At 40.1% G+C, this 11,761-nt stretch carries 9 protein-coding genes, 1 other RNA gene and 1 pseudogene; 3 read left to right on the top strand and 8 right to left on the bottom strand.

Going from position 1 to position 11,761, the window contains the following annotated elements; all coding sequences use genetic code 11:
• Nucleotides 1–408: 408 nt before the first annotated feature.
• Nucleotides 409–591 carry a hypothetical protein gene (locus tag ACORHU_RS01820; RefSeq protein WP_434364636.1) on the top strand — a complete coding sequence of 61 codons (183 nt, stop codon included), beginning with the start codon at nucleotides 409–411 and terminating at the stop codon, nucleotides 589–591.
• Here the strand turns inward: ACORHU_RS01820 and ACORHU_RS01815 are convergent.
• From ACORHU_RS01815 to ACORHU_RS01785, 7 genes are all read right to left on the bottom strand, one after another.
• Nucleotides 578–1,267, bottom strand: a complete 690-nt coding sequence (locus tag ACORHU_RS01815) for a response regulator transcription factor (RefSeq protein ID WP_000518026.1) — start codon at nucleotides 1,265–1,267, stop codon at nucleotides 578–580. The genes ACORHU_RS01820 and ACORHU_RS01815 overlap by 14 nt on opposite strands.
• Before the next feature lie 11 nt (nucleotides 1,268–1,278).
• Complete coding sequence (gene gndA / locus ACORHU_RS01810) at nucleotides 1,279–2,703, bottom strand: NADP-dependent phosphogluconate dehydrogenase (RefSeq protein WP_033680682.1); 1,425 nt, start codon at nucleotides 2,701–2,703, stop codon at nucleotides 1,279–1,281.
• Between the two features lie 75 nt (nucleotides 2,704–2,778).
• Nucleotides 2,779–4,149: a cell division site-positioning protein MapZ gene (mapZ, locus tag ACORHU_RS01805; RefSeq protein ID WP_261443298.1), complete on the bottom strand. Its 1,371-nt coding sequence runs from the start codon at nucleotides 4,147–4,149 to the stop codon at nucleotides 2,779–2,781.
• Nucleotides 4,150–4,161: 12 nt separating this feature from the next.
• Complete coding sequence (locus tag ACORHU_RS01800; protein WP_261443297.1) at nucleotides 4,162–5,319, bottom strand: THUMP domain-containing class I SAM-dependent RNA methyltransferase; 1,158 nt, start codon at nucleotides 5,317–5,319, stop codon at nucleotides 4,162–4,164.
• An 84-nt stretch (nucleotides 5,320–5,403) separates the two neighbouring features.
• Nucleotides 5,404–5,784: RNase P RNA component class B (gene rnpB, locus ACORHU_RS01795), an RNA gene on the bottom strand.
• Between the two features lie 20 nt (nucleotides 5,785–5,804).
• Nucleotides 5,805–6,134: a cell division regulator GpsB gene (gene gpsB / locus ACORHU_RS01790; RefSeq protein WP_261443296.1), complete on the bottom strand. Its 330-nt coding sequence runs from the start codon at nucleotides 6,132–6,134 to the stop codon at nucleotides 5,805–5,807.
• Nucleotides 6,135–6,203: 69 nt separating this feature from the next.
• Entirely contained in the window at nucleotides 6,204–6,731 is a 528-nt protein-coding gene (locus tag ACORHU_RS01785; protein ID WP_414339475.1) for a DUF1273 domain-containing protein, read from the bottom strand.
• A gap of 66 nt (nucleotides 6,732–6,797) precedes the next feature.
• Here ACORHU_RS01785 and recU point away from each other — a divergent pair, with 66 nt between their 5' ends.
• Together recU and pbp1a are read left to right on the top strand one after the other, a co-directional pair.
• Entirely contained in the window at nucleotides 6,798–7,397 is a 600-nt protein-coding gene (gene recU / locus ACORHU_RS01780; protein ID WP_414339477.1) for a Holliday junction resolvase RecU, read from the top strand.
• Nucleotides 7,390–9,558 carry a penicillin-binding protein PBP1A gene (gene pbp1a, locus ACORHU_RS01775; RefSeq protein ID WP_261443294.1) on the top strand — a complete coding sequence of 723 codons (2,169 nt, stop codon included), beginning with the start codon at nucleotides 7,390–7,392 and terminating at the stop codon, nucleotides 9,556–9,558. Before recU ends, pbp1a begins: the two co-directional genes overlap by 8 nt.
• A gap of 136 nt (nucleotides 9,559–9,694) precedes the next feature.
• Here the strand turns inward: pbp1a and ACORHU_RS01770 are convergent.
• A pseudogene (locus ACORHU_RS01770) lies at nucleotides 9,695–11,675 on the bottom strand (peptide ABC transporter substrate-binding protein).
• Between the last annotated feature and the right edge of the window lie 86 nt (nucleotides 11,676–11,761).

The raw sequence follows: 11,761 nt of genomic DNA, 5'->3' as shown, positions 1-11,761 counted from the left end.
ACATACACATACACATACATTCAACATTATAATTTATATAAGCAGATTTGTCAATTATATTAATTATTATTTATTATTTTCCAGTATTTTCAGAATATTTCAGAATTTGAAGCATTTATTATATTATAATATTTCAACAAAAATAAAATCCCCATTTTCTTCAAAACTATGATAAATTCCATTTTTTCGAATACTTATAAAGAGTATATTAACTACACCTGAAGCTAGCTCATCCCTTTTGAGCGTCAAAAACTAGAAAACTATGAAAGTAAAGCTTATCAGATACCAATACTCTTCGAAAATCTCTTCACATCACGTTAGCTTCCATCGGCAACCTCAAAACTAGTGTTTTGAGCAACCTGCAGCTAGCTTCCTAGTTTGCTCCTTCATTTTCATTGAGTATAAACTATGGTCAAGAAAAATTCATTCTCTCTGACCATCTCTTTGAAGCATTACAAGCCGTCTAAAGACTTGCATTTGTGGCTATTCAAAAAGCTCTATACTATCTGGAGTTCAGGAATTCCTGTTACAGATAGTATAGAGCTCAAACAGCAGTTACACGACCGTGACTGCCTTTCTATTCTTGCATAGCGTAACCAACACCACGCACGGTTTTAATGTAGCTTTTTTGACCTTTTACATCAAGCTTGCTACGTAGATAACGGATATAGACATCCACGATATTGGTTTCGGTCGCACTTTCATACTTCCAGACACTTTCCAGCAACTGCTCACGCGTCAGGACTTTCTTGCTTCCCATAAGAGTAGCCAAAAGATCATACTCACGACGCGTCAGAGCAATCATCTCTTCGCCACGATAAACAGTATGATGTTCTACATCCATACGCAGATTGCGGTAAGACGTTGGAACCTTCATCTGACTACAGTGTTGGTCGATAAAGTCCCGACCTCGGAAAATCGCTGAAATACGAGCTACCAGATTCTCAATAATAACTGGCTTATAGATGTAAGAAACGGCAAAGCGTTGGATTGCCTCAATCTGATCTTGCAAGTCTTCGCGATGGTCCAAGACCATAATGACTGAAGCTGGCTTAGTCCGACTCAGCTTGTCTGCAAAATCCTGGGCTGTCATATCCCCCAGATGAGCATTCAATAAAATCAAGTCATAGTCTGTCTGAAGAGCCATGGAGAGGGCTTTTTGCCCCTCCTCAACCTGATCAACTCGGTATTGCTCTTTTTGGAGTTCCAAACTTAAAAAATGAGCTAGATTTCGTTCTTTCTCAAGTAATAAAATCCGTTTCCCCATGGCAGACCTACTTATTTTTCGTCATACCAAGAGTAGTGGAATGTTCCTTCTTTGTCTTTACGTTGGTAAGTATGGGCACCAAAGTAGTCACGTTGCGCTTGGATCAAGTTAGCTGGAAGGTCAGCTGAACGATAGCTATCAAAGTAAGTAATAGCTGCTGAGAAAGTTGGCACTGGCACACCAGCTTGAACTGCAAGGGCTACGATATCACGCACTGCTTGTTGGTACTTAGCAGTAACATCCAAGAAGTACTCATCCAAAAGAAGGTTAGCAAGGTCTGCATCACGGTTGTAAGCATCTGTAATCTTTTGCAAGAAACGAGAACGGATGATACAGCCATCACGCCAGATAGATGCGATGTCTGCAAATGGCAAGTTCCAGTTGTTTTCTTTAGAAGCTACACGTAATTGAGCAAAACCTTGTGCGTATGAAATGATTTTTGAGAAGTAAAGGGCTTGACGGATTTTTTCAATCAACTCAGCCTTGTCTCCTTCAAATGTGAAGGCAGCTGGTTTTGGAAGAACCTTGCTAGCATGTACACGTTCTTCTTTGTAAGTAGAGATGTAACGTGCAAATACTGACTCAGTGATGAGTGACAATGGCACACCAAGGTCAAGTGATGATTGGCTAGTCCATTTACCAGTTCCTTTGTTACCTGCAGCATCAAGGATGTAGTCTACGATTGGTCCGTCTTGACCTTCATCGTCTTTACGGCTCAAGATATCAGCTGTGATTTCGATCAAGTAGCTGTCCAATTCACCCTTGTTCCACTCAGTAAAGATTTCAGCCATATCCTCTGCAGAAAGGCCTAGCAAGTGTTGCATCAAGTCATAGCTTTCTGCGATCAATTGCATGTCACCATACTCAATACCGTTGTGAACCATTTTCACATAGTGACCAGCTCCATCAGGACCGATGTAAGTCACACATGGTTTGCCATCTTCTGGTGCTTTAGCTGAGATTTCTTCAAGAACATCCGCAACCAATTCGTAGGCTTCTTTTTGTCCACCAGGCATGATAGAAGGACCTTCAAGGGCACCTTTTTCACCACCAGAAACCCCAGTGCCGATAAAGTTGATACCTGAGTTTGCCAATTCTTCATTACGACGGATGGTATCTTTGTAGAAAGTATTTCCTCCGTCAATCAAGATATCACCCTTGTCAAGGTGTGGAAGAAGGGCTTGGATAGTAGCATCTGTACCAGGTCCAGCTTGAACCATCAACATGATACGACGAGGTTTTTCGATTGAGTTTACAAAACTTTCAACGTCATAGCTTGGTACAAAGTTCTTTTCAGGATGGCAAGCAATTACATCTTCAGTTTTTTCTTTACTACGGTTGTAAATAGCAACTGTGTAACCACGAGATTCAATATTTAGGGCAAGGTTACGGCCCATTACGGCCATACCTACGACACCAAAGTTAGCTTTTGTCATATGACACTCCTCTTGTTTAATTTGTTTTATTTTATCATTTTTACTTTTGAAAAGAAAGAATTTTGTAACGACTGCTTAATAGTCCAAGGCATCCGCATGTCCAGAACCATTCCCAACAAAGTATCCAGTCTTACAGTTAAGGGTAAATAGATAGGTTCCGTCTGGCTTATAGAGATTGTAATAACCATTGCCATTAACGATATTGACACGTTCAAGGATGTATTGGTTACCAGTGATATAACCACGTGAACGTGAAGTCGCGAGAATTTGTTCCAAGACACCATCAGCAAAATCCCAGGCAGAGTTATTACTATCATCCACAGCCGATTGATTGAACGGCACACGGCTTGAAGCTCTTTGTAGGTTAACTCCAGAACTTGATAGACCGCCATGACTATCATCACGCGCAGAAACTGAATTGTTTGATGAGGCGCTTGAAGATGGACTGGTGTTACTTGTACTACTCTCTGTAGAAGAATTTGAACTTGCTTGACTAGAACTGCTGGTTTGACTTGAGCTAGAAGTGCTTGTCTTTTGACTCTTACCAAGGCTAATAGCCTTATCTAACACTTTGTCAATCTCCGTATTCCCGGTTTTGATATCTGTAAATTTAGCATCCGATTTGGCTTTGGCATTGGTATCCAGAACACCATCCACAATAGCTGGTTTTTCAAATTGTGCATTGACTTCTTGGATGGCCTTGATTTGCGTTTCTAAGCTGTCATATTTCGATTTAGCAAGCGTATATTCGCGACTACCTTCTAGCTTATCAAGTAAAGTCTTCAGTTGACTCAGTTTATCAAATTGGCTATTCTTCAAAGCTGTTTTATTGCTATCTGTATAGAAGGCATCGTATAAATTATTAAATTCTTCCGCTTCCGCCTGCGAGTTTGTGGTTGATTGAGAAGTTTGGATTTCCTTGGTCGAACGAGCCACTTGACTATAAACATAATAACCAGTTCCAATAATAATAATTCCTAGGGCAGCTAACAAGCCATAAAGAATCTGTTTCTTAACACTTTGCCCATCTTCACTATCCACCATTGGATACTCTGTTTCGACTGCCTCCTCAGTGTCAAATTCCTCATCAAAAGGAGTTTCTGTCACTTGTGTAGATTCTAAGTCATCAAACTGGATGAAATCATTCTCTACTATCGTAGGCTCAACAGCTGTCTCTTCCCGAATCTCTTGGATAAGATCATCCAAACTCTGCGTTTCGACTAAGTCCTCCTTTTTGTATTGGCGAGTCGCAAACTTATCCGCCTCAATTTCATCTTTGTGTTGCTTAACATACTTATCTAAAATGGAGTCCTCAGGCAAGACCCCTGCTTCTACTTCTTCATTTTTACGAATAGCTTGACCAACTGTTAACTCTTTTGCTTCATCAAAATCAAATCGCGGTTCTTGTCCTTCATTTTTATGACGATCCCGTCTTTTCTTAGTCATGAATTTACCTTCCTACTTCACTTCTTGGCGTTTGACACGCTGCCCAAAATATTGATACAAATCAACTTTTAAGGTTCCATTGTACAACTTACGTTTCTTGTCCGCCTGGCTACCGTACTTGGTCTCAAAGGCTTCATCACTAGTTAGAATAAATTTGCTCCACGTTTTCAGCGGTGCAAATACTTGCCCCATCTCAGCATAAAGCTTGGTAACCCCTGCATCATCTGACAAGCGTTCTCCATAAGGCGGATTGGAGATAATCACACCATTGATTTTATCTGAACGTAAATCCTGCACGCGCATCTGCTTAAAGGTAATATCTCCTGCAACACCAGCTGCCTGAGCATTAGCCTTAGCAATTTCCACCATACGAGCATCGATATCACAGCCCATGATATCCAACTCAAGTTCACGATCCACTTTTTGGGCCGCTTCTGTGCGCACTTCTTGAATCAAACGATCGCTAACCCAGTTCCATTCCTCAAAGGCAAAAGAACGACGAAGTCCTGGTGCCATCTTTCGAGCAATCATGACAGCCTCGATACAGAAAGTCCCTGAACCACAGGTCGGATCAATTAAAGGCTTGTCTGGATACCAGTTAGATAGTTGTAAAATGGCTGCTGCCATATTTTCCTTGATAGGAGCGCCACCCTTTTCGGTACGATAACCACGTTTAAAGAGGCTAGATCCTGTCGTATCAATCATGACAGTTGCCACATCCTTTAGAATAGAAACCTCAATCTTAAACTCTGGGCCATTCTCCATCAGTGGAACACCTTCTGGACGGGCATAGTGTTTCTGCAATTTCTTAACAACAGCTTTCTTAGAAATAGCCTGAACACTCGGTTCATTATGTAGTTTAGATTTAACACATTTGGCTTTTGAAATCGGGAATCGAGCTCCAAGTGGTAAATAATTTTCCCAATCTAAGGCGAATACTCCTTGGAACAGCTCTTCAAAAGTCTTGGCAGGAAAGGTTCCTACGATAATTTTGATACGATCTGCTGCTCGAAGCCAAAGGTTAGTTTCGATAATAGCTCTCACGTCTCCTTGAAAACGAACACGTCCATTTTCAACTTGGCAGTCATAACCCAACTCTCGCACTTCTCTTCCCACTACAGCTTCCAGACCAGCTGCCACAGTTGCAATTAAATTAAATTCTTTTTTCATGTTACAGTCTTGCAAGACCTTTCTATTGTACACTTTAAAAAATGAGGTTGAGAAAATTTTCTCAGCCTCAACCTATATGCAATTTTCTATAAGCCATGTTTTGTTCCAGAAGTGACTAGGACCACTTCCTTCGATAATCATCTGTCTACCACTAGCAGCTCTAGCTGATAGCAGTCAGAGTACTACGTTCGTTTCCGTGCACTCCATGCCCCGACCAAAATTTGGGTTGCTAGCTTGAGGGGTTTACCGCGTTCCACTCTCTCCGTTTCCAGAAAGACTCCGTCACTGTGGCACTTTCAAGCCTACTCTGACCTATCCAAAGACTTAGCCATTTCAACTGCCGTAACGATTTCTCGTTCCTAGGCTTATGGTTTCGCCTAGCACAAACACTACAGGCATCACAGCCTGTGCTAGCATGGACTTTCCTCATGAAAAGCAACTCTCCTCACGCGATTATCCAAAAATTGCACTTTTTAAATAAGCTCTTAAAATCCTGAGTTATCTAAAATTTGTTTACCAAACACTTCTTTTTCAAGACGATTCAAACGTTTTAAAATATCAAAGTTCGTCATAGAACTTGTTGTTGCCGCTTCAAGAGGTTCTGTTTGAACTGGTGAAGTTTTTGGTTTACGAGCTAATTCTTCCTTCAAATCCGCAATTTCCTGACGAAGTGACTTGACCAAGGTAGCATAGGTTTCATAGTCCTTAATGACATCGTCCAAAAACTCATCAACTTCTACTTTACTATACCCACGGACTTCACGTCCAAACTCTTGTTCAAAAATATCTTTCGCCGAAAAAATAATACCTGCCATGTCTCTCTCCATTCTCAGTTGCTAGTATTATTATATAAAAAAAGACAAACAAAAATCAAGGTCAAAGCTTCAATTTTCGGAAAAATTTTCTGCAAGTTCATTTAGCTGATCAAATGTTAGTCTCTTTATAAAATAGTCTTCCTGCTCTTTCATCATTTGGTAAATATAAGCTAGTCTCGTTTCATTTTCCTCATCATAAAAAAGATAAGAACTATTCGTATTTTCCAATAAAAACTGCTGGTAATCTCTTAACTGACCTTTGTGTCCATAACGAGAATAGGCATATTTGACAAAGTCTACCTGCTTAAAACGACTCAGCTTCATCTGATTACCTTCATTCCAATTTTCCCCATGTGTTTCAAAAGCAAAAATGGTAGCCAAGTGGAAACCGTATTCGGTCTTCATTTCCTGAGCAACCTCTAAAACCCAATATTCAAAACCCAAAGTTCCGGTAAATACAAGCCAAGTCACCCCATCTTCTGCCATAGCTTCTAAATCCCTACGTATCGCTTTTTTAATCAATTTAAGACGAGGATCCTTGTCAGAAAACAAACCCAAATCAAAAGCAGAATATCCTAAAACCAAAGCTGTAGTCATTTTTAACCCTTTCTGTGTAAAATTATGGTATAATAGAGTGATGTTATTGTACCAATAAGGAGAATTATGGTCAACTATCCTCATAAAATTTCATCCCAAAAAAGACAAACCTCTCTTTCTCAATCCAAAAATTTCGCAAACAGAGGAATGTCTTTTGAAAAGATGATCAATGCTACCAACGACTACTATTTGTCTCAGGGATTGGCAGTTATACACAAAAAACCTACTCCTATTCAAATCGTACGAGTGGACTATCCACAACGAAGTCGTGCCAAGATTGTTGAAGCCTATTTCCGACAAGCTTCAACGACAGACTATTCTGGCGTTTATAAGGGATATTACATCGACTTTGAAGCCAAGGAAACAAAACAAAAACGTGCGATTCCGATGAAAAATTTCCATCCACATCAGATTCAGCATATGGAACAAGTCCTTGCTCAACAAGGAATCTGCTTTGTCCTTCTTCACTTTTCTTCTCAGCAAGAAACCTACTTATTACCGGCATATGATTTGATTCGCTTCTATCATCAAGATAAGGGGCAAAAATCAATGCCACTTGGATACATACGAGAATACGGCTACCAGATAAAACTAGGGGCATTTCCACAAATTCCCTATCTCGATGTCATCAAAGAACATTTACTAGGTGGTAAACAAGATGAATAAATACATTCTTATGCGAATATTAAAGTATACTGGAATCTTTTTCCTAACTCTCTTTATCGCATTATTTCTATTGGGTGGGGGTGTTTTCCTCTATTTTGTAAGTAAAGCTCCAGCACTATCAGATAGTAAATTAGTTGCAACAACTTCGAGCAAGATTTACGACAATAATAACGAACTCATTGCCGATCTGGGCTCTGAACGCCGAGTAAACGCTCAGGCCAACGAAATTCCTACTGATTTAGTCAAAGCCATCGTGTCTATCGAGGACCACCGCTTCTTTGACCACAGAGGGGTAGATACGATTCGGATCATGGGGGCCTTCTTACGTAACTTACAAAGTAACTCTTTACAGGGAGGATCAACCCTAACTCAGCAGTTGATTAAGTTGACCTATTTCTCAACATCAACTTCGGATCAAAATATCTCCCGAAAAGCACAAGAGGCATGGTTAGCTGTCCAATTGGAACAAAAAGCTACCAAACAAGAAATCCTTACCTACTACATCAATAAGGTCTATATGTCAAATGGTAACTATGGTATGCAGACAGCAGCCCAAAATTACTACGGAAAAGACTTAAAAGACCTCTCTCTACCTCAATTAGCTTTGCTAGCAGGTATGCCACAGGCACCCAACCAATACGATCCTTACTCTCATCCAGATGCAGCGTTGGACCGTCGTAATTTGGTTCTTTCAGAAATGAGAGGACAAGATTACATTAGTGCTGAACAATATGAAAAAGCTATCAACACACCTATCACTGATGGTTTACAAAGTCTTAAGTCAGCTGCTACTTATCCAGCGTATATGGATAACTATCTAAAAGAGGTTATTGAACAAGTAGAGCACGAAACGGGATATAATCTTCTTACTACTGGAATGGAAGTCTACACCAATGTAGACAAGGACATTCAACAACGACTTTGGGATATTTACAATACAGATGAATATGTCTCTTATCCAGATGATGACCTTCAAGTAGCCTCAACTATCGTAGATACTTCCAATGGTAAAGTCATCGCCCAACTTGGAGCTCGTCACCAAGCAAGCAATGTTTCATTCGGTACTAACCAAGCTGTGGAAACCAACCGTGACTGGGGATCAACCATGAAGCCAATCACTGATTATGCCCCAGCCTTAGAATACGGTGTATATGATTCAACTGCAACTACTGTCCACGATATTCCTTATAACTATCCTGGAACAAGTACCCCTGTCTACAACTGGGATCGAGCATATTTTGGTAACATTACTCTGCAATATGCCCTTCAACAATCTCGTAACGTACCTGCTGTTGAAACACTAAACAAGGTTGGTTTAGATAGAGCTAAAAACTTCCTAAATGGTTTAGGAATCGACTATCCTGTAATGCACTATTCAAATGCTATTTCAAGTAATACAACTGAATCTGGTAAACAGTACGGTGCAAGCAGTGAGAAAATGGCTGCGGCTTACGCTGCATTCGCTAATGGCGGTATCTACCACAAACCAATGTACATCAATAAAATCATCTTTAGTGATGGTAGCGAAAAAGAATTCTCTGACGCTGGCACAAGAGCTATGAAAGAGTCTACTGCCTATATGATGACAGAAATGATGAAAACAGTCTTAACATCTGGAACAGGTTACAATGCCTACCTTCCTGGAATCCCTCAAGCAGGGAAAACAGGGACTTCTAACTATACAGATGAAGAAATCGAAAATCATATCAAGATGAATCAACTTGTAGCACCTGATGAAATGTTTGTCGGTTATACTCGTAAGTATTCAATGGCCGTTTGGACAGGTTATACCAACCGTCTCACTCCTATTGTAGGTGATGGCCTCACAGTTGCTGCTAGAGTCTATCGTAGCATGATGAGCTACCTTGCGCAAAATAACCATCCTGGAGATTGGACAATGCCTGAGGGACTATATAGAAACGGGCAGTTCGTATTCCTAAACGGAGCAAGAAATACATGGAGTACTCCTGATACACAACAAACACAATCAGAGGTAGAGAATCCCTCTACAACAACTGAAAGTTCAACTACCCAAGTAACACCTACTCCTGGTCAACCAGCAAATAATCCTGCTCCAACAAATCCAAATCAGGGACAACCTGGCCAACAAATCCAACAGCAACCACAGGCCCCTCAAGTTCAACAACAACCACAACAGTAAACGAAAATCCTGAGCATAAAAACTCAGGATTTTTTTCTACAATAAAATACATTTCGTAATGTCGAACATAGGATAGGCATCAATCTATTTTCTCGAAACCAAAAGAAGTTAGCTAACAACTAACTTCTTGTTTAATCTATTTCACATGTTTTGCAAGTTCTTCTTGCGCTTTTTTATTGGATTCTTCTTTTTCTTTCATCCATTTATCTTGCGCTTTTTGATATTCATCTGCAGTAACTGCCTTGTCTTGAAGTTCAAGGTATTTGTATCGAAGCGGATCGCTTGTCCCCTTGTTACCTGAGAAAGAGAAAGGTAAAGTAAATGGTACCATCTTAGACAAGATTGGACGACCAGTTTTAGAAGTTGTTGGGATGACTAGGGCACTATCTGTCAACCAAGCTTGAGCTTCTGCATACTTGTTATAACGTTTTGTAACATCTGTAGTTTCTTCCCCTGCTTCATTGACCATTTTATCATAATCATTGAGACCAACCTTCTTAGCTGCCTCATTGTCTTTTCCTGAATCAAATCCTAGGTAAGTTCTCGTATTTTCCCCTACAGAAGGCTTGATGATGTCAAGATAAGTTGATGGATCTGAGAAGTCTGGTCCCCATCCAACGTTATCTGAGATATCCCAATCCTCACCAGCAGCGGTTTGTGCAAATAAAGTTACATTAAGAACTTCATCTTTTTGTAATTGTTGGATATCAATAATGACATTATCAGTTCCTAAAGTTGCTTCCAAGGATTGTTTCATAGATTGGACGCGCTGAACTTTTGTAGTTGCTGTTTGGTCAACAGGCATATCTAGGTGAATTGGAAATTGTACTCCCTCAGCTTGTAGAGCTGATTTGGCTTTGGCAAACTCTGCTTTGGCTTTTTCAGGATTGTAGAGACCGTCTTGAGCGTCAGCAAGGTTCACATCCTTCCATTCATCCCCATAAGTCACCAATTTTTCTTTGACCATATCACCAAAGTTCTTACCATCTGCTTGGACAAATGTTGGCGGAACAAAAATATTACGCAAGATTTTGCTTGCTCCAGTTTGTCCATTTAGCTGAGAAGCATAGGCTGTACGATCAAATCCAAAGGCAATAGCCTGACGGAAATCCTTGTTTAACAAAGCTTTTTTCGTAGAAGTCTTTTGTTCGTCGCTAGTCTTAGAAGTATATTTATAAGACTGACGGTCGATGTTTGTCCCCACTACATAAGTCGTAGAGTCCTGTTGCGTATAGACAATGTTGTCCTTCATCTCTTTCTCAAGCTCTGCAAAACTTGCACTTGTTGGATAGAGACGAGCTGCTGAAAGGCTACCGTCTTTAAAGTTTTCTGCAGGTTTACTAGTATCTTGACCGTCCCAGAATGACAATTTGACCTTGTCAATATGAACATTGTCTTTATCCCAGTAGTTAGGATTCTTCGCAAATTCAACAGTAGATTTGGTCACAATGGATTTCAACAAATAAGGACCATTATACAAGATACTACTTGGATCTGTTGCTTTAGCAAAATCATCCCCTTTTGAGTTCAAAAACTCTTCATTAACTGGTGCTAAGACACCCATTGTTGTTTTAGAATTCCAAAAACTTTCAGGTTTGTTTCAAAGTGTATTGGACTGTTTGGTCGTCAAGTGCTTTAATCCCAACTTGAGAGAAATCTTTAATTTCTCCTTTAGCGTAGGCGTCCAAACCTTTGATTGAATCCTGTACCAAGTAAAGGGCTTCTGATTTCTTATCTGTTGCATATTTAAGACCTGTCACAAAGTCCTGAGCCTTAACAGGAGCATACTCTTCTCCCTCAGATGTGTACCACTTGGCATCCTGACGAATCTTATAAGTGTAAGTCAAGCCATCTTTAGAAACTGACCAGTCCTCTGCCATTGAGGGAATAAAGTTCCCGTATTTATCATTTTCAAGCAATCCATCAATCACATTACTAGTAATGTCAGCAGTTGCTGCCTTACCAGTTGTTAAGTAGTTAAGATTATCTGGGTCTGTCTCGTAGGTAAATGCAAAAGTCTGCTCACCCTTAGCACCAGAACCACCAGAACAAGCTGCTAAGACACCTGCAGCTAATAAAGTTACTCCCGCAAGAGCTAATACTTTCCTTGTTTTCATAGTCTTCTCCTTTGTTTTTCTATCCATTATAGCCCCTTTTTTAAATCCTGTCAATAGAATTTTCTGAATTTTCATTTTTAGTTGTT

It is taken from the genome of Streptococcus sp. KHUD_015 (assembly GCF_051106265.1).
Taxonomy (GTDB): Bacteria; Bacillota; Bacilli; order Lactobacillales; family Streptococcaceae; genus Streptococcus.
This window is presented reverse-complemented; position numbering and strand designations above follow the sequence as displayed.